Origin of the sequence: Aeromonas sp. 603404, assembly GCF_049171775.1 — a bacterium.
Lineage (GTDB): Bacteria > Pseudomonadota > Gammaproteobacteria > Enterobacterales > Aeromonadaceae > Aeromonas > Aeromonas veronii_A.
On sequence record NZ_JAAKPE010000006.1, the window covers coordinates 113,132 to 138,343 of the forward strand.

23 protein-coding genes are annotated in these 25,212 nt (G+C 60.7%); 20 read left to right on the forward strand and 3 right to left on the reverse strand.

Going from position 1 to position 25,212, the window contains the following annotated elements:
- The first annotated feature begins 17 nt into the window (after positions 1–17).
- The 4 genes from hutI to hutH are packed head-to-tail and all read left to right on the forward strand — an operon-like array spanning position 18 to position 5,491.
- The gene (hutI, locus tag G5306_RS10545) at positions 18–1,253 is read left to right on the forward strand and encodes an imidazolonepropionase (protein ID WP_421312838.1); all 1,236 of its coding nucleotides are present in this window, start codon (positions 18–20) and stop codon (positions 1,251–1,253) included.
- Positions 1,246–2,190 carry a formimidoylglutamase gene (hutG, locus tag G5306_RS10550; RefSeq protein WP_421312839.1) on the forward strand — a complete coding sequence of 315 codons (945 nt, stop codon included), beginning with the start codon at positions 1,246–1,248 and terminating at the stop codon, positions 2,188–2,190. The genes hutI and hutG overlap by 8 nt, the downstream gene beginning before the upstream one ends.
- Positions 2,191–2,244: 54 nt before the next feature.
- The gene (gene hutU, locus G5306_RS10555; RefSeq protein ID WP_421312840.1) at positions 2,245–3,954 is read left to right on the forward strand and encodes a urocanate hydratase; all 1,710 of its coding nucleotides are present in this window, start codon (positions 2,245–2,247) and stop codon (positions 3,952–3,954) included.
- 4 nt (positions 3,955–3,958) lie between these two features.
- Positions 3,959–5,491 carry a histidine ammonia-lyase gene (gene hutH / locus G5306_RS10560; RefSeq protein WP_421312841.1) on the forward strand — a complete coding sequence of 511 codons (1,533 nt, stop codon included), beginning with the start codon at positions 3,959–3,961 and terminating at the stop codon, positions 5,489–5,491.
- A 145-nt stretch (positions 5,492–5,636) separates the two neighbouring features.
- On the opposite strand, the gene G5306_RS10565 is transcribed toward hutH, so the two are convergent.
- Positions 5,637–6,734 (reverse strand): calcium:proton antiporter, encoded by a 1,098-nt coding sequence (locus G5306_RS10565; RefSeq protein WP_266134562.1) that lies wholly within the window; start codon positions 6,732–6,734, stop codon positions 5,637–5,639.
- Positions 6,735–6,999: 265 nt separating this feature from the next.
- Complete coding sequence (locus G5306_RS10570; RefSeq protein ID WP_421312842.1) at positions 7,000–8,529, reverse strand: EAL domain-containing protein; 1,530 nt, start codon at positions 8,527–8,529, stop codon at positions 7,000–7,002.
- Between the two features lie 495 nt (positions 8,530–9,024).
- Between G5306_RS10570 and G5306_RS10575 the strand changes: the two genes are divergently transcribed.
- On the forward strand, positions 9,025–10,953 hold the full coding sequence (locus G5306_RS10575; protein ID WP_421312843.1) for an EAL domain-containing protein: 1,929 nt from the start codon (positions 9,025–9,027) through the stop codon (positions 10,951–10,953).
- Between the two features lie 64 nt (positions 10,954–11,017).
- Here the strand turns inward: G5306_RS10575 and G5306_RS10580 are convergent, their stop codons facing one another.
- On the reverse strand, positions 11,018–11,941 hold the full coding sequence (locus G5306_RS10580) for a 1-aminocyclopropane-1-carboxylate deaminase/D-cysteine desulfhydrase (RefSeq protein WP_421312844.1): 924 nt from the start codon (positions 11,939–11,941) through the stop codon (positions 11,018–11,020).
- A gap of 86 nt (positions 11,942–12,027) precedes the next feature.
- Here G5306_RS10580 and G5306_RS10585 point away from each other — a divergent pair, with 86 nt between their 5' ends.
- The 15 genes from G5306_RS10585 (at position 12,028) to G5306_RS10655 (ending at position 25,201) form a co-directional block, all read left to right on the forward strand.
- Positions 12,028–12,891, forward strand: coding sequence for an MSHA biogenesis protein MshI (locus G5306_RS10585; RefSeq protein WP_421208890.1), 864 nt, complete (start codon positions 12,028–12,030; stop codon positions 12,889–12,891).
- A 100-nt stretch (positions 12,892–12,991) separates the two neighbouring features.
- Positions 12,992–13,585 carry a PilN domain-containing protein gene (locus G5306_RS10590; RefSeq protein WP_128834786.1) on the forward strand — a complete coding sequence of 198 codons (594 nt, stop codon included), beginning with the start codon at positions 12,992–12,994 and terminating at the stop codon, positions 13,583–13,585.
- Positions 13,585–14,232: a type 4a pilus biogenesis protein PilO gene (gene pilO, locus G5306_RS10595; RefSeq protein ID WP_106844135.1), complete on the forward strand. Its 648-nt coding sequence runs from the start codon at positions 13,585–13,587 to the stop codon at positions 14,230–14,232. The genes G5306_RS10590 and pilO overlap by 1 nt, the downstream gene beginning before the upstream one ends.
- Positions 14,225–14,554: a SctD/MshK family protein gene (locus tag G5306_RS10600; RefSeq protein WP_421312845.1), complete on the forward strand. Its 330-nt coding sequence runs from the start codon at positions 14,225–14,227 to the stop codon at positions 14,552–14,554. The genes pilO and G5306_RS10600 overlap by 8 nt, the downstream gene beginning before the upstream one ends.
- Before the next feature lie 70 nt (positions 14,555–14,624).
- Positions 14,625–16,301 carry a pilus (MSHA type) biogenesis protein MshL gene (gene mshL / locus G5306_RS10605; protein ID WP_216952745.1) on the forward strand — a complete coding sequence of 559 codons (1,677 nt, stop codon included), beginning with the start codon at positions 14,625–14,627 and terminating at the stop codon, positions 16,299–16,301.
- Between the two features lie 92 nt (positions 16,302–16,393).
- Positions 16,394–17,290, forward strand: a complete 897-nt coding sequence (locus G5306_RS10610; RefSeq protein ID WP_421312846.1) for an ExeA family protein — start codon at positions 16,394–16,396, stop codon at positions 17,288–17,290.
- Positions 17,287–18,369: a tetratricopeptide repeat protein gene (locus G5306_RS10615; protein ID WP_266134568.1), complete on the forward strand. Its 1,083-nt coding sequence runs from the start codon at positions 17,287–17,289 to the stop codon at positions 18,367–18,369. The genes G5306_RS10610 and G5306_RS10615 overlap by 4 nt, the downstream gene beginning before the upstream one ends.
- 73 nt (positions 18,370–18,442) lie before the next feature.
- Positions 18,443–20,152 carry an MSHA fimbrial ATPase MshE gene (gene mshE, locus G5306_RS10620; RefSeq protein WP_106844139.1) on the forward strand — a complete coding sequence of 570 codons (1,710 nt, stop codon included), beginning with the start codon at positions 18,443–18,445 and terminating at the stop codon, positions 20,150–20,152.
- A gap of 3 nt (positions 20,153–20,155) precedes the next feature.
- Complete coding sequence (locus G5306_RS10625) at positions 20,156–21,376, forward strand: type II secretion system F family protein (protein WP_005340027.1); 1,221 nt, start codon at positions 20,156–20,158, stop codon at positions 21,374–21,376.
- Between the two features lie 145 nt (positions 21,377–21,521).
- Complete coding sequence (locus tag G5306_RS10630; RefSeq protein WP_128834793.1) at positions 21,522–21,983, forward strand: hypothetical protein; 462 nt, start codon at positions 21,522–21,524, stop codon at positions 21,981–21,983.
- A gap of 77 nt (positions 21,984–22,060) precedes the next feature.
- The gene (locus tag G5306_RS10635) at positions 22,061–22,732 is read left to right on the forward strand and encodes a prepilin-type N-terminal cleavage/methylation domain-containing protein (protein WP_106844142.1); all 672 of its coding nucleotides are present in this window, start codon (positions 22,061–22,063) and stop codon (positions 22,730–22,732) included.
- 14 nt (positions 22,733–22,746) lie between these two features.
- Positions 22,747–23,178: a prepilin-type N-terminal cleavage/methylation domain-containing protein gene (locus tag G5306_RS10640; RefSeq protein WP_106844143.1), complete on the forward strand. Its 432-nt coding sequence runs from the start codon at positions 22,747–22,749 to the stop codon at positions 23,176–23,178.
- A gap of 58 nt (positions 23,179–23,236) precedes the next feature.
- Positions 23,237–23,725, forward strand: coding sequence for a type II secretion system protein (locus G5306_RS10645; RefSeq protein ID WP_128834795.1), 489 nt, complete (start codon positions 23,237–23,239; stop codon positions 23,723–23,725).
- Positions 23,712–24,272: a type II secretion system protein gene (locus G5306_RS10650; protein ID WP_128834797.1), complete on the forward strand. Its 561-nt coding sequence runs from the start codon at positions 23,712–23,714 to the stop codon at positions 24,270–24,272. Before G5306_RS10645 ends, G5306_RS10650 begins: the two co-directional genes overlap by 14 nt.
- A complete protein-coding gene (locus G5306_RS10655; protein WP_421205601.1) occupies positions 24,272–25,201 on the forward strand; it encodes a PilW family protein in 930 nt (309 codons plus the stop codon). The genes G5306_RS10650 and G5306_RS10655 overlap by 1 nt, the downstream gene beginning before the upstream one ends.
- Positions 25,202–25,212 lie beyond the last annotated feature (11 nt).

Here is a 25,212-nt window from a genome sequence, read left to right on the forward strand (position 1 = left end):
ATACATTTGAGGTCGCTATGAACAAGGAACTGTTGAACTGCGAGCGGGTCTGGCTCAACGTGACGCCCGCTACCCTGAATGATGAGCTGGCCGACTACGGCCTGCTGCCGCTCCACGCCATCGGCGTGAATGATGGCAAGATCCACGCGCTGGTGCCGATGGCCGAACTGAAGGGGTCGTATCCCGCTCACTGGCAGGATATGCGGGGCAAGCTGGTCACCCCCGGCCTTATCGATTGTCACACCCATCTGGTCTTCGCCGGCAGCCGTGCCGAAGAGTTCGAGCTGCGTCAGCAGGGAGTGCCCTATGCCGAGATCGCCCGTCGGGGCGGTGGCATCATCAGCACGGTGCGTGCCACCCGTGCCGCCAGCGAAGAGCAACTGTTCGAGCTGGCGTTGCCGAGGGTGGCATCCCTGATCCGCGAAGGGGTCACCACGGTAGAGATCAAGTCCGGCTATGGCCTCACTCTGGCTGATGAACTCAAGATGCTGAGGGTGGCCCGCCGACTGGGAGGGGCGCTGCCGATCCGGGTCAAGACCACTCTGCTGGCGGCCCATGCGGTGCCGCCGGAGTATCGCGACGATCCCGATAGTTGGGTCGAGACCATCTGTCAGGAGATCATCCCGGCCGCCGCCGAGGCAGGCTTGGCCGATGCGGTGGATGTCTTCTGCGAGCACATCGGCTTCTCGTTGGCCCAGACCGAGCAGGTCTATCTGGCGGCGGATCAATACGGCCTGCCGGTGAAGGGGCATATGGATCAGCTCTCCAATCTCGGTGGCAGCACACTCGCTGCCAACTTTGGCGCCCTCTCGGTGGACCATCTGGAGTATCTGGATCCGGAAGGGATCCTGGCGCTGGCCCACCGTGGCGTGGTCGCCACCCTGCTGCCCACCGCCTTCTACTTCCTCAAAGAGACAAAGCTGCCGCCGGTCGCCGCGCTGCGCAAGGCGGGGGTAGCGATGGCGGTCTCCTCCGATATCAACCCAGGTACGGCCCCTATCGTCTCGCTGCGGATGGCGATGAACATGGCCTGCACCCTGTTTGGCCTGACCCCGCTGGAGGCCATGGTCGGGGTGACCCGTCACGCCGCCAAAGCACTTGGCGAGCAGGATCGTCTTGGTCAGCTCAGGGTCGGCATGGCGGCCGATTTCCTGATCTGGCACTGCGCCCATCCGGCCGAGCTGAGCTACATGGTCGGCGTCGATCAGCTGGCAGGCCGCATCTTCAACGGCGAGGAGACCCTCCATGGATAAGTTCAACCCGATCGACATGTCGCTCTGGCAGGGGCGGCAGGATCCGGAAGATGGCGAACTGGCCCTGCGCTGGCACGACAAGGTGCTGCCCTGGACCGCCGGAGCACAAGACTCTGCCGGTGTAGTACTGCTTGGTTTTGCCTGCGATGAAGGGGTGCGCCGCAACAAGGGGCGCATTGGTGCTGCCGGGGCGCCGCTGGCGGTGCGCAAGCTGCTGGCCAACACTGCCTGGCACCTGAACCGTCCCGTCTACGATGGCGGAGATGTGAGCTGTACCGATGGCAATCTCGACGCCGCCCACGGTCGTCTGGCCGAGCGGGTCGCTGCCGCGCTCGATTTGGGCCACTTCCCGCTGGTGCTGGGGGGCGGTCACGAGGTGGCCTTCGGCAGCTGGAGCGGCCTCAACTTGCATCTGGCGGGTCAGGGGCGAGTCGGCATTATCAATTTTGACGCCCACTTCGACCTGCGCATGAAGCAGGAGCAGGCCAGCTCTGGCACCCCCTTTTTCCAGATTGCCGAGCAGTGCGCCGCTCAGGGCACACCGTTTCACTACGCCTGCCTTGGGGTGGCCGAGACCGCCAATACCCAAGCCCTGTTTGCCCGTGCCAAGGCGCTGGGTGTGTGGCATGTGCTGGACGAGGCAATGACCCAGACCGGGTTGCCAGCCTTGCTAAGCGGGCTGGACGCCTTTATCGCCGATTGTGATCACCTCTATCTGACCATCGATCTCGACGTGCTGCCCGGCGCCGTTATGCCGGGAGTGAGCGCTCCCGCCGCTCGCGGCGTGGAGCTGGCGGTGATCGAACCGCTGATCGCCCATATCCGGGCCAGCGGCAAGCTCAGGCTCGCCGATCTGGCCGAGTACAACCCGACGCTGGATCAGGACAACCGCAGTGCCCGCGTGGCCGCGCGACTGGTTCATCTGTTGACCCGTTAACCCTTTTGGCCGCCCGTCGCCGAAGGCACCCTATTGATACAACAAGGAGTGTGTATGTCTGTGCAACAGCAGGATCCCCGTCATGATCCTAACCGCGTGATCCGTGCCCCGCGCGGCACCGAACTGACCGCCAAGAGCTGGCTCACCGAAGCGCCGCTGCGGATGCTGATGAACAACCTGGACCCCGAGGTGGCCGAGCATCCCCAGTCGCTGGTGGTCTATGGCGGCATCGGTCGCGCCGCGCGCAACTGGGCCTGCTTTGACAAGATCGTCGAGGTGCTGACCCGGCTCGAGGAGGATCAGACCCTGCTGGTGCAATCCGGCAAGCCGGTCGGGGTGTTCCAGACCCACAGGGATGCGCCGCGGGTGCTGATCGCCAACTCCAATCTGGTGCCGCACTGGGCCAACTGGGAGCACTTCAACGAGCTCGATAAGAAGGGCTTGATGATGTACGGCCAGATGACCGCGGGCTCCTGGATCTACATTGGTACCCAGGGGATCGTGCAGGGCACCTACGAGACCTTCTTTGCGGTGGCCAATCAGCACTTCAACGGCTCGCCTGCGGGCCGCTGGATCCTGACCGGTGGTCTCGGCGGCATGGGCGGCGCCCAGCCGCTGGCCGCCACCATGGCCGGCTTCTCGATGATCGCGGTGGAGTGCGACGAGACCCGCATCGATTTTCGTCTGCGCACCCGTTATGTGGACAAGAAGGCTCACAGCCTGGATGAGGCGCTGGCCATGGTCGAGGAGGCCAAGCAGAGCGGTAGCGCCATCTCCGTCGGTCTGCTCGGCAACGCCGCCGACGTGTTCGCCGAACTGGTGGCCCGTGGCATCACCCCGGACGTGGTGACCGACCAGACCTCCGCCCACGACCCGGTGCACGGCTACCTGCCGCAGGGCTGGAGCGTGGCCAAGTGGCGCGAGCTGCAGCAGAGTGCCCCGCAGGAGGTTAATCTGGCCGCTCGTCGCTCCATGGCCCGCCAGGTGGAGGCGATGCTGACCCTGCAGGAGCGCGGCGCGGCGACTCTCGATTACGGTAACAACATCCGCCAGATGGCGCTGGAGGAGGGGGTGGCGAACGCCTTCGACTTCCCCGGCTTCGTCCCCGCCTATATCCGCCCGCTGTTCTGCGAGGGGATAGGCCCGTTCCGCTGGGTGGCCCTTTCCGGCGATCCGGAAGATATCTACAAGACCGATCAGAAGGTGAAAGAGCTGATCCCCGACGATCCTCACCTGCACAACTGGCTCGACATGGCCCGCGAGCGCATCGCGTTTCAGGGGCTACCGGCTCGGATCTGCTGGGTCGGGGTCAAGGATCGGGTACGCCTCGGTCTGGCCTTCAACGAGATGGTGAAAAACGGCGAGCTGAAAGCCCCCATCGTCATCGGCCGCGACCATCTGGATTCCGGCTCGGTGGCGAGCCCGAACCGCGAGACCGAGTCGATGATGGATGGCTCCGATACCGTCTCCGACTGGCCGCTGCTCAACGCCCTGCTCAACACCGCTGGCGGCGCGACCTGGGTGTCGCTGCACCACGGCGGCGGGGTCGGAATGGGCTTCTCCCAGCACTCCGGCGTGGTGATCGTCTGCGATGGTTCCGATGACGCTGCCAAGCGCGTCGGTCGGGTGCTGCGCAACGATCCGGCCACCGGGGTGATGCGCCACGCGGATGCCGGCTACGAGATTGCCATCAACTGTGCCCATGAGGCGAAACTGGATCTGCCGATGATTGACGGCGCCAACGGTGTCAAAGGAAAGGTGTAACACCATGTTTGAATTGACTATTACTCCGGGCGAGCTGGATCTTGCCACCCTGCGCCGCGTCAGCCGCGAGCCGGTACATGTTTCACTGGATCCGGCCGCGCTGCCGGGGATCCACGCCTCAGCTGCTGTGGTTACCAAGGTGATCGAGCAGAACCGGGTGGTGTATGGCATCAACACCGGCTTTGGCCTGTTGGCCAACACCCGCATTCCGGTGGAGCAGCTGGACGAGTTGCAGCGTTCCATCGTGCTTTCCCACGCGGCAGGGATTGGCGAGTACATGGATGACGCCACCGTGCGGCTGATGATGGTGCTCAAGCTCAACTCGTTGGCGCGGGGCTTCTCCGGCATCCGGCTGACGGTGCTTGAGGCCCTGATGACCCTCATCAACGCCGAAGTCTATCCGGTGGTGCCGAAGAAGGGATCCGTCGGTGCCTCCGGCGATCTGGCGCCGCTGGCCCATATGAGCTGCCTGCTGATCGGGGAGGGCAAAGCCCGCCACAAGGGCGAGCTGATCGACGCCGCTACTGCGCTGAAAATTGCCGGGCTCGAGCCTATCGCGCTGGCACCCAAAGAAGGATTGGCCCTGCTCAACGGCACCCAGGCGAGCACCGCCTTTGCGCTGGAAGGGCTGTTCCATGCCGAGGATCTCTACGCCGGTGCCATCACCATAGGTGCCATGAGCGTGGAGGCCGCCCTTGGCAGCCGCCGGCCGTTCGATGCCCGCATCCACGAAGTGCGCGGTCAGCGTGGCCAGATCGATGCGGCCGCCTGCTATCGCCACCTGCTGGTGGATGGCAGCGAGATCGGCATGTCCCATCACAACTGCGAAAAGGTGCAGGATCCCTACTCATTGCGCTGCCAGCCGCAGGTGATGGGGGCCTGCCTGACCCAGATCCGTCAGGCCGCCGAGGTGCTGGTGTGCGAGGCCAACGCGGTCTCCGACAACCCGCTGGTGTTTGCCGATGATGAGGAGATAATCTCCGGCGGCAACTTCCACGCCGAGCCGGTGGCCTTTGCGGCCGATAATCTGGCGCTGGCCATCGCCGAGATAGGTTCCCTCTCCGAGCGGCGAATGGCACTGCTGATCGACTCGCGGATGTCCGGTCTGCCGGCGTTTCTGGTCAACAACGGCGGAGTGAATTCGGGCTTTATGATCGCTCAGGTCACCTCGGCGGCGCTCGCCTCCGAGAACAAGACCCTGGCCCATCCCGCCTCGGTGGATAGTTTGCCCACTTCCGCCAATCAGGAGGATCACGTCTCCATGGCGACCTTCGCCGGTCGTCGATTGGCTGACATGGCCGAGAATACCCGCGGCATTCTGGCAGTCGAACTGCTGGCGGCGGCACAGGGGCTCGATTTCCGCGCGCCGCTGCGCAGTACCGAGCTGATCGAGCTGGCCAAGGGACGACTGCGGGCAGAGGTAAGCTTCTACGACAAGGACAGGTACTTCGCGCCGGATATCGAAGCGGCCGCCGCCCTGCTGGGCCGTGCCAGCTACAACGACCTGATCCCGGTCGGGGTACTGCCCAGCCTGTAAGCCTTGATCCCCCTTCTCTCCTGGCGGGAGAGGGGTTGGGGATGAGGGGGAAGCCGCTTCAGTGGCGCCGGTGACCGCCGGGAGCAGATAACAAAAGACCGCCCAATCGGGCGGTCTTTGCGTTTCTGACGTTGGTTGAACGCGGTTATTCGTGTTCGAACATCAGGAACAGATAGACCACGAACAACACCAGATGGGTCGCACCATGGAGCACATTGGTGCGGCCGCTGCTGAAGGTCACTTTACAGACCATCAGGGTCGTGACCAGCAGCACCATATCGGCGGGGGAGAGGCCGAGGCGTACCTCCTGACCCAGCATGGAGCCGATAAAGAGCACGGCAGGTACGGTGAGGGCGATGGTGGCCAGCACCGAGCCGAAGTAGAGGTTCATTGCTCGCTGCAACTGGTTGTTGAAGGCGGCTTTGATGGCGCCGACTGCTTCGGGAGCCAGCACGATGCAGGCGACGATAAAGCCGCCCAGTGCGGCGGGCGCGTCCATCACATGCACCCCGTAGTTGATGGGGATGGCCAGGGTCTTGGCCAGCAGGATCACTACCAGCAGGTAGGCGAGCAGCAGGATGGTGTGATAGACGTTGCTCTGCAGCGGGCCGTGGTGCTCCTCGTAATCCTCGTGATCGCTGTCGACGAAGAAGTGGCTGTGGCTGCGGGTCTGGATCAGCAGAAAGACCCCGTAGAGCAGGATCGAGATGATGATCAGCATCCACGACATGGCGCGCGACATACTGCCGATTGCACCGCCCTCGGTGAAGTTGGGCAGCACCAGACAGAGCAGGGCCAGCGGGATGATGGCCACCAGATAGGATTTGACCCCGTCCAGATTAAAGCTCTGGGTGTGGTAGCGCCAGCCGCCAAACAGCAGGGTGAAGCCCACCAGACCGGTACTCACCAGCATCACTACTGCAAACATGGTATCGCGGGCCATGGTGGGGTTAGGCTCACCGGTCAGCATCACCGAAGAGATCATCACCACCTCCAGCGAGATGACCGAGAGGGTGAGGATCAGGGTGCCGAAGGGCTCGCCCAGCTTGATGGCGAGGGCATCGGAGTGGCGCACCACCGAGAAGATAGCCCAGGTGACGATGGCCAGTAGTGCTGCCGAAACCGGAAGATAGATCCCGAGCGGAGTTGTCTCTGTCAGCAGGTCGCTCCCGATCGTCTTGAAAAAGAGCAGGGTCAGCAGGCCGACGGGCAGGGCAATCTCTTGCCGGATAAATGTCTTCATTGGCAATGGTTCTCATCTCGGGACGGCGCTGGCCGACAGGGATTGATGGGAGGCGTGCGTGAAGGTGCTCACGGTAGCCGAATGCTTATGATAAGGGTTCCATCCTCTCAGGGGCAGATCATTTTGTTGCTGAATGTAAATGGTGGTTCAAGGGCGATGAGCCAGGTCGTGGCAGAGGCTGTGGGAGTGTCAGCCTCTGTGCAAAAGGGTGCGTGTGCTCCCGGTGGGGGGAGCCCTGCCAGCGCTGGCCTGTGCAATATCGGTGTCAGCTCTCTTGCGAATATTGTGGAGGCCACGTCTGCTGCCAGATGGCAAGATCTGCCAGCGCCATGGGCCTGCCAAAGACGTAACCCTGGATCAGATAGACGCCGTGTTGCCGCAAGTAATCAACCTGTTCCCGCGTCTCAACCCCTTCCGCAATCATCTCCATGCCTGATTCCAGGCCAAACGTGATGATGGCATCCAGCACGCTGCGTTTGAGGTCGTTGGTGCCTATGGTATCGACGAACATCTTGTCGATCTTGATCTGGCGGATCCCGAGGCTCTGCAGGTAGGCAAAACCACCGTAGCCGGTACCGAAATCATCCAGTTTGAAGTGATATCCCATCTGCTGCAACAGGGTGATCTCCTCGGTAGCGGCTTTGATGTCGAGGATCGGCTTGCGTTCTGTCAGCTCGAAGGTAAGGCGCTCGGGCGAAGGGTTATGGTGTTCACTCAACATGTTGCGCAGCAAGGGTTGTTCGATATGGGTGGCCATCAGATTGACACTGATCCACTGCTCTGGTGGCAACAGCGGCAGATCCGTGATCACCTGCTCCAGCAACTGCCTGGTGATAGGCAGGATAAGTCCCTGATCTTCAGCATATTCGATGAAAGCGCTCGGGGGGATCAGCTCGTGTCCACGTTGCCAGCGTAGCAGCGCCTCAAAACCGGCAACCTGCCAGGTTCGAAGATCCACCACGGGTTGATAGAAGGGGATGAACTCCTGGCGCACCAATCCGGCCTGCAATAGCCCCTTGAGCGAGCGGCGATAGTTTCGCAGCGACCAGTAAGCGGTCACCAGCAGCAGGCCCAGGATAGTGCCGCTCCAGAGTGCGATTCGTCTGACTTGCTCGCGAGCATACAGGTCCAGTGCAGAACCGGCCCAGATGGTTTGTCGGGTCAGTTTGTCCTGATCAAAGAAGCTCAGGCTGCGGCTGCCCTCTTCCAGCTTGATGGTCCGGTCACCGCGCGGGAAGCGGGGGGTCATCGCTGCGGGATCCCGCTGGCTGAACTCCAGATAGAAACAGTCACTGCAGGGGAGCTGTAGCAGATCGTGGCTCCAGCTGTTATCGAGCACCCAGTAGGCAATGTTGCCGCCGTTTTTGTAGTAGGCAACCATCTCCTGTTCCGTATTGAAACTGGCCGTTGTAGCAGTCAGCCCCAGTTTGTCGGGGAGGGTGCCATCCTGGTTGGCGTTTTTGATGAGCGAAATACCCACACCCAGGCTTGAGCAGCTTTTCCCTGATGCCAGTTCCAGCCCCTGCAGACGAATATGGGTGTTGTAAAAGCGGGGATCCCGCAGCAGTGCCATGTCGTTGGCACCACAATCGAAATCAAACAGCGTCAGCTGCTCGCTCATGGCCTTGTCCAGCGTGTGATGGCGTATCGCCATGGCTCGCTTTATCTCGGCCACCTTCTGCTCAAGCAGGTGGTTGGCCATCGGTTTTGTTAGCCACAGACCGACGGACTGGCTTGCCAGGATGGGCAAGAGCAGTAGCAGTACAGTGATCCAGAGGGGGGGGATGCGTAACAAGGGCGCCTGCCAGTTTCACGAGACACAAATGGGTCAAGCCATCATAGTGCATTAGTACAATCAATTTGAGATCTACTTGTCACACTTATTGGATGATTTTTTAAATGTATGATTTTAAATGTTTTTATTATTAACCTTGAAAAGATTCAATCGCTGACCTGTCATAAATGACAATTGCTCAACTTATCCGAACTGCTTTAGAGTACCCCTGCGGTTTGACTCACCGTGTGTTCAATACTCCTGTATCTGTTTTTTGTCAGTAGCACAGAGTGTTAGTTTTGATATGAGTGTTCCTTTTGGTCCCTTTTGAGGGACCATTTTTCTGTCTGCTATCTTCCCCTGCTCCACCTGTGTACCTTCCTTGGTATTCTCCCGCTGCTTTGGGTATGCTGCCCCGCTTAAATTACAGAAGCGGGATCCCCGTCCATAGTGATGGCCACAGCGCCACTGCTACCATGAACTCCAATGGATGATGCCGGGCACACGGAAAGGCACATGAAACTCACAACACATCTTGTCTCGTTTATTACCTTGTGCGTGATCGCTGCCATGGCGACCGTGCTGATTGGCGGGGTGTTCAGCTTTCGCGAGCTGGGCATGGAGTTGCAGCAAAAGAAGGTCGATGCGCTGGTCGAGGTGATCGACAAGCAACTCGACGTTGCTCACGGTATGGAGGATATGAGCCGCTGGTTGCCCACCTTGCTGCGGGCGGCTCATGTGGTGGAGCTGGAGGTGCGCCAGAATGACCAGCGGGTCTACTGGTTCCGTGACGTACAGCGTCCGGTTGATGAACCGCTGCTGGTGCCATACAGCCATCCGCTGCCCCATCAGGCTGGCATGCAGGCCAGCTTCAAGCTGGAGCGCCCCTTCAAGGAGGCGGAGTACTCCATCAAGGCGATGTCGGGCATCTCGTTCGGGATCTTCATCGTGGTGTTCGGTCTCTGGTACTCCATCCGCTGGTTGCGTCAGCAGTTGCGCGGCGCCGAGCTGCTGGGCATTCGCGCCCAGCTGATCCTCGATGACAAGCTCTCCAAACTAAGCCATGACCCCGCCGAAGAGTGGCCGGTGGCCGCCAGTCAGGCCCTCGATCATCTGCTCGCCGAGCTGGCGGATGCCCGCAAGGAGCGCAGCCGCTTCGACAACTTCATTCGCAGCAACGCCTTCGTCGACAAGATGACCGGCATCGGCAACCGCCTCTTCTTCGATAACCGGCTCGAGAGCGCTATCATGGAGGCGAGCGTGATGAGTGGCGGTGTCTTGCTGATTGAACTCGCCTGTCTGGAAGAGCTGGAAGCGGAGCAGTTCGAGCTGCAGGGGCATGATCTGCTGCTGGAGGCGAGCGCCGTGATCAGTGCTTTTGTGCGCAAGCATAACGGTGCCTTGCAGGCTCGTTATGCCGGACATGTCTTTGCGGTATTGTTGCCCAACATGTCGGAGAGCGAGATGGTGGACAGTGCCAGCCAGCTGCTCAAGAGTCTGCAACGGCTACACTGGCCGCAGCAGGTCAATCCGGAGACGGCCATCTATATCGGGGCTGTCTGCTACCAGGCGCAAGACACTCTGCTCAAGGTGCAGGAGGAGGCCGAGCTGGCCCTCAAGAGTGCACGTCTGCAGGGGCACAACGGCTGGTTCCTCTACGAGAAGCAGCTGGACGAGGAGCAGAGCAGCAAGGGGACGGTGCGCTGGCGCACCCTCATCAGTCGCCGTCTTGAAGAGCAGGGGATCGATTTTTATACCCAACCGGTCCAGCAGGATCGGGATCAGGTGGTACTGCAGCAGGATCTGCTCACCTATATCCACGATGAGCAGGGGCGGGAACTGCAAGCTGGGATCTTTATGCCAATGGCGGAGAAGGTGGGCCTGCTGCTGCAACTGGATCGGCTGGTGGCGGAGCAAACGCTGGTGTTGCTGCGCCAGCGTTCCGAGCAGAGCTGTCCCATCACTCTGACCCTGAGTGCCCAGAGTCTGCTCAACCGCGAGTTCCAGCGCTGGCTCTTCTTCGCCCTGTTCCAGCTGCCGCGCAGCACCAACGAGCGGTTGATCCTCCAGCTCTCGGAGGCTCAGGTAACACGCCACTTCGAAGCACTCAAGCGGCCGCTGCGCTCCCTGCGGATGCTGGGCTGCCAGCTGGCCATCGATCATGCTGGCCAGGATGTGGTGAGCACCCAGTACATCAAGGAGTTCGAGATCAACTTCCTCAAGCTGCACCCCAGCCTGGTGCGGGAGATTCACGCCCGACAGGTGAACCAGATGGCGGTCCGCAGTCTGGTGGGGGGCTGCGCCAATACCCGTACCCGGGTGCTGGCGGTGGGGGTAGAGAGTGGCGATGAGTGGAAGATGCTGCGCCACCTCGGGGTGCATGCCGGGCAGGGGCCCTGGTTTGCCGAACCACGCCGGTTGGTGCTGGAGCCGGGTGGTGATTGAGATAAATGAGAGAGGGTCGTCGTGGGGCGACCCTCTCTCGTTTTCGGTTGCCGTCAGGCGGGGCTCACAGTCGCCCCTGCTCCCGCAGTCCGGCCAATCCCTGCATGCCGCCGGTATGGATAAAGACAATCTTGCTGCCGGGGGCGATGCGGCCCGCAGCCAGCTCGCGAAACAGCCCCCACATCGCCTTGCCGCTGTAGATGGGCTCCAAAGGCAGACCTGTTTCGGCGCTGAAATCTTGAACCCACTGCCAGAGGGCCGGGCTGAATTTGGCGTAGCCACCATCGTGGTGATCGAGTGCGACCCGCCAGCCGGGGATGCTGGCGGCAGCGGGATGGAGGCGACACACCTCGTCAGCGATAAAGCCGCCTCCTTTCAGTACCGCAATGGCGAGGATCTGCTCCCGGTCCTGTTTGCCAGCGATTAGGCCCACCAGGGTGCCGCCGCTGGCACAGGGCAGTACCCAGAGATCCGGCGAGAAGGGTACCTCGCCGACCAGTTCGGCAACCCCGGGGATAGCCAGCGGGCTGCTGCCCCCTTCCGGCACGATCAGGGTATCGGGTGCATCGAATTGGGCCAGCCAGTCGGGATCCTGGCGACGGCGGTAACTCTGGCGGTCGACGAAAACGAGATCCATACCCCAGCGTCTGGCATCCCTCAGGGTGGTATTGCTGACGGCATCAGATTCGCCCCGTATGATACCGGTAGTTCGAAGGCCAGATTGGCACCCTGCTGCTGCCAGTGCATGGATGTGATTGGAGTAGGCGCCGCCAAACGAGAGTAGATGCCGTTTGCCGTGCTCTCTGGCATGAAGCAGGTGGTATTTGAGCTTGCGCCACTTGTTGCCGGAGATGGTCGGATGGATCAGATCATCCCGCTTGCACCAGAGTTCGACGCCGTAGCGGGTCAGCAACGGGTGGTGGAGGGGGTGCAGGGGGGAGGGCAGGATAGCTGACCCCTCTGGCTCGGCTGGAAGGCTGGCTTGCAATGGTGAGTCCGTCTTTTATATAGAGGCTAATCTGCTGTTTATGTTAATATTTCATACATTTAATCACTATTGATGGGCGGGCTTACATGAAAAAACTGTTCAGACGGTCGACGCCAAGCCGCCAGGTCGGGCTCTTGTTGGCCAATGACAGGATCATGCTGGCTGCAGTGGGCAATCCCCCCGTCTTCGCGATGCGCACCATCAACGGCCCACAGGAGTGGGCTGTGGCCATGAACGAGCTGTTCAGCCGTTATGGGCTGGCCAAGTCTAAAGTGCGGGTAGCCCTCGCCGCCAGCCTTTATCAACAGATCCAGATCGACAAGCCTGCCGTGCCTGACGCCGAGATGGCGGGGGCGCTCCCCTGGGCCATCAAGGACTATGTCAGCGAACCCGTGCTGCAACTGGCGATGGATTATGTGGACTTGCCCACCCCGCCTGCCGGTCGTCCGCGCATCAATGTGATCTGCCTGCCCAAGAGCCGGGTGCAACAGCTGGCCGATGCCATCAACGGCATCGCCACCCTGCAATCCATCATCAGCGACGAGCTGGCGCTCACCTCTCTCTATGAAGCGGATGACACTGTGCGCATGCTGCTGTGGCAGCCCAAGGGGCAGGATCTGCAACTGCTGGTCTTCCATCAGGGGGGGCTCTGCTTCTCCCGCCAGCTGCGCGGTTTCACCAGCCTGACCGGCGAACATGAGCCTGACGCCATGCTGCTCGATTCACTGGCGCTGGAGATCCAGCGCTCCCTCGACTATCTGGCGGGCCAGCTCAAATTGCCCGAGCTGGGGCAGATGCAGTTTGCCGTCGCTTCGCCCTTTATCGGTACCCTGGTGCGTCACATGGAGCAGACCTTCGGCTTTGCCGTCTCCGCCATGGCCAACAAGGCGGTGCTGGCCGGCGTCGAATACCTCTCGGCTTATGCTGCCGCATTGGGGGATGATCAATGAGAGTGTTATTCCCCCTTGCTGCCATGGTCAACAAGACAATGTTGCTGGCTGGCGTCGAATACCTTTCTGCCTACGCAGCCGCCATCGGGGAGGATGCGTGATGAAACGTCAGATAAACCTCTATGGTGCCGAGTTTCGTCCCAAGCGGCAGTGGGCCAGCCTCAATCAGATGGCGTTGGTATGGGGTGTTGCGCTGTTGCTGATCCTGCTGACGGCTATCGGTTACAGCTGGCAGCAGCAACAGGTCAGCCGGGCGCTAGCGCAACGCACCGCCGAGCTGGAGCTCAAGCGCAGCGAGGCCAGACGCCTCGATGCCGAGCTTGCGCGCCATCAGGCGGATCCCCGGCTGCAACAGCAACTGGTCAATAAACGGGATGAGCTGACCGCCAAGCAGGGGCTGATGCGTCAGCTCGGTAGCCTGTCTCTGCAAAAATCCCAGGGCTATGCCAGCGTGATGGCGGATCTCTCCCGCATTCGCAGCAGCAACCTCTCGTTGCAGCGCATCGAGATCAACGAAGGGCGGATCAACCTCTCCGGTTTTGCCGGACGCAGTCAGGATGTGCCGGCCTGGGTCAACCGCTTCAAGCAGACCCCGAGTCTGGTAGGCAAGGAGTTTGGTGAACTGACCCTCGGCCGTGACGAGGAGGGTCGTCTGACCTTCCAGTTGAGCGGCATCGCGCGGGAGAAACCCTGATGAACCTGAAAGCACAATGGCAGGCGTGGGGCCAGCGTATCGCCCGGTTGAGCCAGCGGGAGCGGGTGTTGATCCTGCTTACCGGTCTGGTTTTGCTGGGCGCTGGCAGCATCTACGGTTGGCTCGATGGCGCCGATACCCGCCTGCAGCAGGATCGCATGGCCCTGAGCGCCGCCGAGCGCGACCTCGAAATCATGGAGCTGGAGAACCTCGGCAAACAGGCTCGGCTCAAGCGGGATCCCAATCAGGGCGTTCGCGACCAGCTGGCGCAGGTCGAAGCGGATCTGGCCCGGATCGACGATGAGCTGAAGGCCCAGACCGTCGATCTGATCCCGGCGCACGAGATGCCGCAGGTGCTGGAGGCGCTGCTCTCCCGCTCCGCCAACCTTCACATGCTGGCGCTCAGTTCGCTGGAGCCGACCCCGCTGATGGCGGGAGAACAGAAGGTCAATCTCTACAAACATGGTATCCGGCTTCAGCTTGAAGGCGGCTATTTCGATGTTTATCAATATCTCAAAGCGCTGGAAGCCTTGCCGCGCCACTTCTACTGGAAGCAGTTCGACTACCGGGTCAAATCCTATCCCGGCGCGGTGGTGGAGATGGAGATCTACACCCTGAGTACCAGCAAGGAGTTTATCCGTGGCTAGAGTGCTTGCGTTGTGCTGTTGCCTGTTCAGCGTGCTGGTAAAGGCGGAGCAGGTCGAGGTATTGCAGGATCCCACCGCACCGCTGGCGGATGTGGCGATTGGCGCCCGTGCGACCGGCGAGAGCAACACCGGTTTACCGAAGCTGCAGAGTGTGGTGCTGGGCAATGGCCCGGCGCTGGCGGTGCTCAATGGCAAGAGTTATCGGGTCGGGCAACAGGTGGATGGCTATACGCTGGTGGCCATCACGGCAGATGCCGTGGTGCTGGAAAAGGCGGGCAAACGCCACGCGGTCACACTCTTTGCCAGCAAGATCCGGGTTTGAGTCGTGCTTGCCTTTCGAGAGGTGGAGCGGCTTTATCGAGTTTAATTGCAAGTCAGGGTGCTCTAATTACATGAAAAAACACCGTCTCTGTCTGATCACCATGGCCATGATGGCCGCAGGCTGTACCACGTATCAGCACCCCGAGCCGACCCAGGCCAAGGATGCTCTCAAACAGGCCATGAACGAACAGCAGAAGCAGGCTGCCCCGCTGACCGCCTTGCCCAAATCGGTGCAGAGTGAATTGCTGCAGCTGAACCGGCCGCAGATGCCGGTCGGCATGCCGGAGAAGCGGCTGCGCATCGCGGCTCACGACGTGGAGGCGGTGGAGTTTTTCGGTTCCCTGTTCAAGGGCTCCCGCTACAGCGTGGCGGTTCATCCCGGGGTGGCCGGGCTGGTCTCGGTCGAGCTCAAGGATGTGACCCTGCCGGAGGTGCTGGCGGTGGTAGGTGACATGTATGGCTTCGACGTGCAGCGCAAGGGCAATGTCTTCCACATCTATCCGGCGGGTCTGCGCACCGAAACCATTCCGGTCAACTATCTGATGATGTCCCGCCGTGGCCTATCCCGCACCTCGGTCAGCACCGGCGGGGTGACTGCCAATGACAACAACAATGGCAGCAATAACAGCAGTTTCGACAGCGCGTCCAACAACAGCGGCAGCAACAGCTCCTCCAGCAACAACTCGAGCGGTGACAACAGCAACGGTACCCGGATCGAGACTGACACCAACAGCGACTACTGGACCGATCTGCGCGACTCCCTGCAGACCCTGATTGGCACGGGTGATGGTCGCGCCGTGATTACCAGCCCGCAGGCGGGTCTGGTCACTATTCGCGCCTATCCGAAGGAGCTCAAGGCGGTACGTGAATTCCTCAATCAATCCGAGAGTCACCTCAAGCGCCAGGTGGTGCTGGAGGCGCGGATCATCGAAGTCGCCCTCAACGAAGGGTATGAGCAGGGGGTTGACTGGAGCGGTCTCTCCGCCAGTTGGGATGGCGGCAAGGGTATTACCGGCGGCCAGTCACTTGCCAAGACCCAGCTGCCCACCACCCCCAACCAGATCTTCAGTGCGCTGGGCGGCGGCGCCGGTTTCACGATCTCTGATGGCAACTTCGAGGTGGCGGTCAACCTGCTCAAGACCCAGGGCGATGTGAATACCCTCTCCAGCCCGAGGGTCACTGCGACCAACAACCAGAAGGCGGTGATCAAGGTGGGGACGGACGAATATTTCGTCACCAATGCCTCGACCACTACGGTGACCTCGACCGGCACGGCCGAACCTATCGTGACCCCCAATGTGGAGCTGACCCCCTTCTTCTCCGGTATTGCGCTGGACGTAACGCCGCAAATCGATGAAGAGGGCAAGGTGCTGCTCCATATCCACCCTTCCGTTATCGACACAGAAGAGCAGAAGAAGACCATCAACGTCGGTACCGCCAAACCGCTGGAGCTGCCGCTCGCCAAGAGCTCGATCCGCGAGTCCGATACCGTGGTGCAGGCCAATAACGGCGACATTATCGTCATCGGTGGTCTGATGAAGACCGACAAGCAGGAGATCGTCAGCAAGGTGCCGCTGCTGGGAGATATTCCCTGGGTGGGCGAAGCCTTTACCAATCGTCGCGAGAGCACCAAGAAGGTGGAGCTGGTGATCATGCTCAAACCGACCGTGGTGGAGAAAGATACCTGGCAAAACGAGCTGCAGCGTTCCGCAGATCTGCTCGACAAGTGGTATCCGGCGAAGGGGTAAGCCATGAGCTGGCGATTGGCATCTTTCCATTCCGCCGTACTGCGGGCCGAGGCTCGCGGTCGCAGGTTCCCCGTACTGGCTGGTGAGCGCCCATGTACCTGAGCCACTTCGGCCTGCAGGAGGCGCCGTTCGGCCTCACCCCCAATACCGGCTTCTACTACGGCCTGCCCCCTCACGAGGAGGCGCAACAGGTGCTCAATTGGGCGCTGGCGCAAGGGGAGGGATTTATCAAGGTGACCGGCGAGGTGGGTACCGGCAAGACCCTGCTCTGCCGAAAACTGCTGAGCGAGCTGGGCTCGGAAGAGTTCCCGGTGCGGCTCGCCTGGTTGCCCAATCCCCACCTCAGCCCGGCCGAGCTGCGCACAGCGCTGGCGCTGGAACTGGGGTTGTCGGTGCGGGAGCAGAGTGAGCTGGATCTTACCGATCGCATCCATCGTCACCTGATCAGCCTGCACCAGCAGGGCAGTCGGGTGGTGGTGCTGATCGATGAGGCCCAGGCGCTGCCTGACGAGACTCTGGAGGCGATTCGCCTGTTTGGCAATCTCGAGACCGAATCGAGCAAGCTGCTGCAGATTGTGCTGTTCGGCCAGCCGGAGCTGGATATCAGACTGGCCAGGCCCCACCTGCGCCAACTGCGCCAGCGGATCGGCTTTTCATACTGCCTGCGCCCGCTGCGCTTTGACGAGACCCGCGCCTATCTGGAGCACAGATTGCAGGTCTCCGGCTACCGCGGGGCACCACTGTTTGCCGGCCGCGCCATGCGGATGCTGTGGCGGGCCTCGCGAGGGATCCCGAGACTTATCAACATCCTGGCGCACAAGTGCCTGATGCTGGCCTACGGTCAGGGGAGGCGCCGGATCGATAGCCGTCTGGTGAGGCTCGCCATTCGCGATACCGACGATGCCAGCCGCTTTGCGCCATTGCGCTGGTGGCCCCTGTTACTGTTACTGTTGCTGGGGTGCGCCCTGGCTTATGGAGTCTGGCCATGAGCGTTATCAACCAGATGCTGAAAGATCTGGATCGGCGCCAGCAAGGCGCCGAGGGAACTGCCGTCTATATTGCCCCTGCGCGCCAGCAGGGGTGGTGGATGTTGCTGCTGACCCTGATCTGTGGTCTGGCATTGGGGATCCTCGGTTGGCGCACCTGGATCTACTGGCAGCAGACACACCCTGTCGTCGCCGCCAGCGAAGTGGTGGTTCCCGATGTGGTGACACGGGCCGCCGAGCCAGTCAATCCGCCCGAGCCGGTCGCAGTGGCCGCTGCGCTGCCGTTGCCGGGTGGGGATGAGAGAGTGGCTGATACCGCTGGCGGGCAGGTAGAGGGAGAGATGGCCGATGGTGCCCCCTTTGATGCCTCCAGCGATGTTGACGATTCGGAGCCGACCGATGAAGAGCTGCAGCCCGAGCTCTACGCCGAACTGGCGGCAGAGCAGCAGGCTGTCGCCAGCGCCCCGCGTAAACCGGGCATATTGAAGATCGAGACGGTCGAGCTGTCGGCCAAGGAGCTGGCGGCACTGGCGGAGCGCAAGGCGACGACCGCCATGGCCAAGGGAAGCCTGCGGGATGCGCAGGACAACTACTATCAGGTGCTGGCCCACGACCCCTATAACCAGGGGGCGCGCGAGCAACTGGCGGGGTTGCTCTACGGCGAGGGGCGCCTGACCGAGGCGCGCCAGCTGCTGGAGGAGGGGATCCGGCTCGATCCCCAACAGGCCGATTTTCGTCTGCTGCTGGCCCGTCTTGCCATCAACGAGGGGCAGCAACAGCAGGCGCTTGGCTGGTTGTCCGGTTATCAACCTGATCTTGCCAGCAACCTGGACTATTACGCCACTTGGGCGGGTCTGACCCAGGAGCTGGGTCAAAATGCCGATGCGGCGGCGCTCTATGTGAAGCTGCTGCGCCAGCAGCCGGATCAGGGCCGCTGGTGGCTTGGTCTCGGTGTCGCCGAGGATGGTCAGGGGCACAGCCAGCGGGCACTCGATGCCTATCGCAACGCCCTGCTGCACGGCAATCTCGGCGAGGCGTCGACCAACTGGCTGGAACAACGAATTGGCCAACTAACCCCTTGATAAACGCAGATTCGATGAGCGAAGCCTCATCGGATGCGGCAACGGGTGTGAAGTAACAGATATCGGAGCAAACATGGCACAACCCAGACTGAAAATGCGCCTCGGCGACCTGCTGGTTCAGGAGCAGATCATCTCTGATGATCAGTTGCAGCTTGCCCTGCAGCAGCAGCGTCAGACCGGACGCAAACTGGGCACCACTCTGATTGACCTCGGCTTTATCAGCGAGGTACAGCTGCTGCAGTTCCTCGCTCGCCAGCTGGATGTACCCTTCTTCGATCTCAATAACCTCACCATCGATGCCGCCGCGGTGCCGCTGCTGCCCGAAGTGCAGGCGCGCCGTTATCGGGCGCTGGCGGTCAACCTTACCGACGACAAGGTGACGGTAGCCATGTCGGATCCGGCGGACTTGAGTGCGCTGGATGCCATTGCTGCCTTGCTGAGCCCGCGGGAGATGGTGCTGGCGGTCGCGCGGGAAGGGCAGTTGCTGGACTATTTTGACCGCCTCTATCGCCGCACCCGCGAGATTGAGAGCTTCGCCGAACAGCTGCAGGAGGAGTATCAGGACTCCGGCTTCGAGTTGGGTTCAGGTAATCTGGGGGCCAATGACGAGGGGGAGGCGACGGTGGCCAAGCTGCTGCGCTCCCTGTTCGAGGATGCGGTGCAGGTGGGAGCGTCGGATATCCACATCGAGCCGGACGAGAAGGTGCTGCGCATTCGCCAGCGGATCGACGGCATCCTCCACGAGAATATCCTCAACGAGGTGCGCATCGCCCAGGCGCTGGTGCTGCGTCTCAAGCTGGTGGCCGGGCTCGATATCTCCGAGAAGCGCTTGCCGCAGGATGGCCGTTTCAACATGAAGGTGCGCGGCCGTGATGTGGATGTGCGGATGTCCACCATGCCGGTGCAGTATGGCGAGTCTGTGGTGATGCGTCTGCTGGATCAATCCTCCGGCATCCTGTCGCTGACCGAGACCGGCATGCCGCCGGAGATCCTGACCCGTTTCCGTCGTCAGCTCAAACGCCCGCACGGCATGATCCTGGTGACCGGCCCCACCGGTAGCGGCAAGACCACCACCCTCTATGGCGCTCTCTCCGAGCTCAACCAGTCCAGCAACAAGATCATCACGGTCGAAGATCCGGTGGAGTATCGTTTGCCCCGTATCAGCCAGGTGCAGGTCAATCCCAAGATCGGTCTCACCTTTTCCCACGTGTTGCGTTCTACCCTGCGTCAGGATCCGGACATCCTGCTGGTGGGTGAGATGCGTGACAACGAGACGGTGGAGATCGGCCTGCGTGGCGCCATCACCGGTCACCTGGTGCTGACCACCCTGCACACCAACGATGCGGTGACCAGTGCCTTGCGCCTTATCGACATGGGGGCGCCCGGCTATCTGGTGGCGAGTGCCCTGCGGGCTGTGGTCGCCCAGCGGCTGGTGCGGCGGGTATGTGAGCACTGCGTCGAGGAGAAGGCGCCCGACGAAGGGCAGGCCACCTGGCTCACCGTGCTTTCCGGCGAGGCGCCTGGCCAGCATACCTATCACAAGGGCCGGGGTTGCCAGAGCTGCAACTTTACCGGTTATTCCGGCCGGATCGGGGTCTACGAGCTACTGGAGCTGGATCAGCCGATGATGGATGCCCTGCGCCGCAACGATGCGGAAGGGTTCGCCAAGGCGGCCCGTCAACACGAACACTACCGGCCGCTGGCCCTCACTGCCCTCGATTATGCCCGTCAGGGGATCACCTCGGTGGATGAGGTGTTGCGACTGGCCGAGGATTTGGGGTAAGCGATGGCTAACTTTGCTTACAAGGGGCGTGACAGCCAGGGCAACGCCACCAGTGGCGTGGTCGAAGCGGCCAACGAGATGGCGGCCGCCGAGCAGCTGATGCGCCGTGGTGTGATGCCCACCGAGCTCAAACCGGGCAAGGCCAAGTCCGCCGCCATCGACTGGTCACTGTTGCTGGAAGGTGGCGTCAAGCTGGATGAGCTGGTGATCTTCAGCCGCCAGATGTATGCCCTGACCCGGGCCGGGATCCCGATCCTGCGTGCCATCGCCGGGTTGGAGGAGAGTACCCACAGCAAGCCGCTCAAGCGGGCGCTTCACTCGCTGGGGGAAGATCTTGGCAACGGTCGCCCGCTCTCCAGCTCGATGCAGGCGCACCCCAAGGTATTCAGCAGCCTGTTCGTCGCCATCATCCATGTGGGTGAGAACACAGGTCAGCTGGAAGAGTCCTTTTTGCAGCTCGCCAACTATTTCGAGCTGGAGCTGGAGACTCGCAAGCGGATCAAGACCGCGATGCGCTACCCCAGCTTCGTGATGATCGCCATCGGTATCGCCATGGTGATCCTCAATATCATGGTGATCCCGGTGTTTGCCGGCATGTTCGCCAAATTCGGGGTGGAGTTGCCGCTGGCGACCCGCATTCTGCTCGCCACCTCGCACTTTTTTGTCAACTACTGGTGGCTGCTGCTCGCTATTCTGGCGGGGATGGTGTTCGGTTGGCGCCGCTGGGTCGCCACCACCAAGGGCAAGCTGACCTGGCACCGCTGGCAGCTCAAGTTGCCGATCGTCGGCACCATCATAGAGCGCTCCCTGCTGGCCCGTTTTGCCCGCAGTTTTTCCATGATGCTCAAGGCAGGGGTGCCGCTGAACACCGCGCTGACCCTGGTGGCCGATGCGGTGGATAACGCCTATATGGCGGGGCGGGTACGGGATATGCGCGCCGGTATCGAGCGGGGCGAGAGCCTGCTTCGCACCGCCAGCAGCAGCGGCCTGTTCACCCCGCTGGTGATGCAGATGATCGCCGTGGGTGAGGAGACCGGTCAGGTCGATGACCTGCTGCACGAAGCGGCCGAGTATTACGAGCGCGAGGTGGATTATGACCTCAAGAGTCTCACCGCCCGCATCGAGCCGATCCTGATCGGGATCGTGGCAGTAATGGTGTTGATCCTGGCGCTGGGTATCTTCACGCCTATGTGGGACATGATGAGGGCCGTAAGAGGCAAGTAACCCCGTATCTTCACGCCAGAATGGTGGGACATGATGCGAGCGGGATGTGAGTGGTTCGTAGCAAGTAACTCGGCATCTTCACACCTGAGTGGCTGGGCATGATGAGCGTCGTAAGAGGCAATAGGGCGAGGGAGTCGAGGAGTGGATGAACAGACAGACACAACAGGATGATCGCTGGCTGGCCGGATATCGGCGGATCGCCGTGATAATCCTGCTGATGGTGATCGTCACGACCCTGGTGCGCAGCTATCAGATCAACCGGGAGGAGGCGCAACAGCTTTCGCTCACCCTGCTGGGAGAGCAATTTGCGGAGCGGGCACAGCGTTTGCACGGGATCTGGCTGAATGAACGGCGCCCCGACACCCTGCATAGCGCGGGTCATGGTTGGCAATTTGATGAGCGTGGCTGGCCACTCGGACTGTTGCCCCTGCAATCACCATCAGAAAATTGTCGTCAGTTGTGGCTGGCGTTGGTGGGAGAGACGGAGGGGGGCATGCCACCCTTGCAGTTTCTGGCCCGCCCCGATGGCAGCGGGTGCGAGATGGGGTGGGATGGTTATTGGCTGGTTTATCTGTTTTCCGACGGGCGAGTGATTAAAAAGCCTTGAATGAGGCTAATCATATGACCCAACTACATGATTTTTTTAGGTCTGCATGAAATAATATCGGCCATTACCAAGGGAGCATGAAAATGAAACCAATGGCACCATCAATGCCAAATAACGGGATGACAAGAGTGACCGCCGGCTTCTCCCTGATTGAGCTGGTGATCGTTATCGTGATCCTGGGGATCCTGGCGGTAACAGCATTGCCCCGTTTTCTGGATGTAACCGACGAGGCGAAAAAGGCCAGCGTCGAGGGCGTCTCGGGTGGTTTTGCAACAGGAGTGTCGCTAGTGCGGGCCCAGTGGGAAGCGGAAGGGCGCGCCAAACAGGATAGCCTCAATACCGTGCTCTATGACGGCAGCCGCTTCTATCTGACCACGCCGACCGATGCCCAGATCAGCAACGGCGAGTTGTCTCCCGGCTATCCCATGGATACTGCGGCTAGCGGCAATCCGGATGTGGATCCGGCCAATCTGAGCGCAGAGCGTTGTCTCAAGATTTGGGAGGGGTTGCTGCAAAACCCGCCCAAGGCTACGGCCAACTTCAATGAAGTACGCGGTAGCGGCAATGACCTGAAATACTATGCCACTGTGAGCAGTAATGGACTGGATTCGGTCTGTCGTTACTATCTGGTCAATAGTTTGAGTAAGGGCAGCGATGGCAAGTATCAGGATCCGCAAGGCAGTACTGATGCATTCATGAGTTTCAGTTACCGTCCGGCGTCCGGTCAGGTGACTACCAACATCAATTGACAGAGGAAAGTGAAATGAAAAAACAGGCGGGTTTTACCCTGATCGAACTGGTTATCGTGATCATTATTCTGGGGATTCTGGCGGTCACCGCTGCACCCAAGTTCCTGAATCTGCAGGATGATGCGCGTAAAGCAGCTGCTGATGGGGTCAAAGCATCACTACAGAGTGCGGCTCAGATGATTTACAGTAAGGCGGCTATCCAAGGTATTGAAAACTCTTCTTCGGCAGTCTCTGTTGCTGGCACTACCGTCGATGCCAAGTATGGCTATCCGACAGTAGGTACCATTGCAAACGCCGTTACTTTAGATGGGTGGGATGAAGTATCTGCATCCAAAGGGACCTTCAAGCCCAAGGCGGCTGGCAATAACGCTAATTGCCAAGTTAAATACAATGAGGCCACTTCAGCCGCTGCATTCAGTGTTGATGTGACAGGTTGTAGCAACTGATTGAATTATCAAGCGAGGCTTTGGCCTCGCTTTCTTCTTTCCCCCTATGAGAAAAACCATGCCTGCAACCAAGGGCTTTACCCTGATTGAACTGGTTGTGGTGATCCTGTTACTCGGGATTCTCGCCGCCTTTGTCGTGCCCAAATGGCTGGGCAAAGGCGGCGTTGAAACTCAAACTGTGCGTGATGAACTGCTGACCCGTCTGCGGTTGGTACAGACCGTCAATATGCATGAGCCTGCCAACCGCTGTACCCTGCTGGTGGTCGCCTCTCCCCGTTTTGCCCACCGTACTTATGCGGCGTGTCCCGCCAGCGATGATCTGGGCAGTGGTTGGACCGATAACCTGCGCACCCGTGGTCGGCTGGTGACCGCCTCTGACGGAATCACGCTTTCCCTGAACAGCAACAGAAGCTTCGTACTCCGCTTCGATCAGATGGGCAGACCGCTAGGCAGCTGTGCCAACGGTTGTACCTTGCTGGTGAGTGATGGTCGCGAAACCAGCCGCATCCAGATTGAGTCTGAGGGGTATATCCATGAGATCCCTTAAGCGCGGCTTTACCCTGATTGAGCTGATTGTCGGCATAGTGCTGCTGGCGGTGGCCTTGACCGGCATATTGGGGTTACTCATCAATCAGGCGCCCCGGGCGGTGGATCCGGTACAGCAGGTGCGTGCCGCCCAGCTGGCCCAGCGCCTCTCCGGCGAGATCCTGCAAAAGTCGTTTGATGAACATTCGGATCATAATGGTGGCCGTTATCGTTGTGGCGAGCAGGTGGCGGGGGTGAACATAGCTCCCTGCTCCGGCAGTTATGGCCCCGATGGTGAGCCGGCTCCCTACGCCTATAACGATGTGGATGACTTCGATACTGCGGGAAACTGGCGGGATGCCAGCTGGTTTACCCAGACGGCGGCGGGGATCAGCGGCGAGGAGTATCGCAACTATCAGGTCAGGATTGCGGTCAGCGCCGTCGATTTTAGCGATGGCACCTTCAAGAGTTGTACCGCGCCCTGTTCTGTGGGCAAGCGGATTGATCTGCAGATCAAGCTGCCGGATGAGAGCGTACTCGACTTCTCCTTCTACCGGGGGAACTACTGATGAATCGTTCCGCTGTCGGGTGTTGCCTGCCTGTCCGAAAGTCCGCTCCTGTAACCACTTCCGGCCTCCGATTATGTCTGGCGGCTAGTCGAACTTACCGTAAACCTGGGGGTAACAGTGGCTTTACCCTGGTCGAGCTGGTGATGGTGATCCTGCTGCTGGGCATCATGGCGACATTTACCAGCCAGTTTATCGGCATCGGCAGCCAGATCTATGGTGATGCCAGCAGTCGTGAGCAGTTGATGAGCGATGCCCGCTTCGCCATGGAACGGCTTAATCGCGAACTGCGCGATGCGGTGCCGGGATCGGAGCGGATCGAGACGCTTGATGGTACCTGGGTTGACTCGGGGGCTTGCCTGCGGTTCTGGCCTATCAGCACCTCCAGCCGCTATCTGGCGCTTAACCGTGCCATGTCGGGGAGCACGGCCACCCTTGAGCTGGTGATGGCGACCCCGGCTTCTGCTGCCAGCCCGTCGAGTGCAGATCCGTTAGCCGTCGGCAAAGGTGACTGGATGATCGTTTTCCCGGTACCTGACCCAAGTGCAGGGTCGCTGCTGAGCAATTGTGAATATGGCCGCTGTGTGGCCAGGGTTGCTGATGTGCTGGCGCCCGTCTCCGGCGCACAAACGATCCGCTATACCAATAGCGAGAGTCTGGCTGGCCTCTCTCCCGGTAGCCGTGTCTACTTTGCCAATCAACAGGTACGTTATTGCGTTGATGGGGGCACCCTCACTCGTGCCAGTGCCGCAATCGGTGCTCCTTTACCTGCGCAAGGCGTGCTGATGGCAGAGTCGCTCCGCGCTGGCGGTTTCTATCGGGAAACATCGGCATTCAACGCGGAAGGGGAGTTTGGCATGCGGTTCTTGTTCGAACGCAAGGGGGAGTCGGTCACCTTCAGCCACAAGATCGAGGTGTTCAATGTCCCGTGATGCACTCCCGG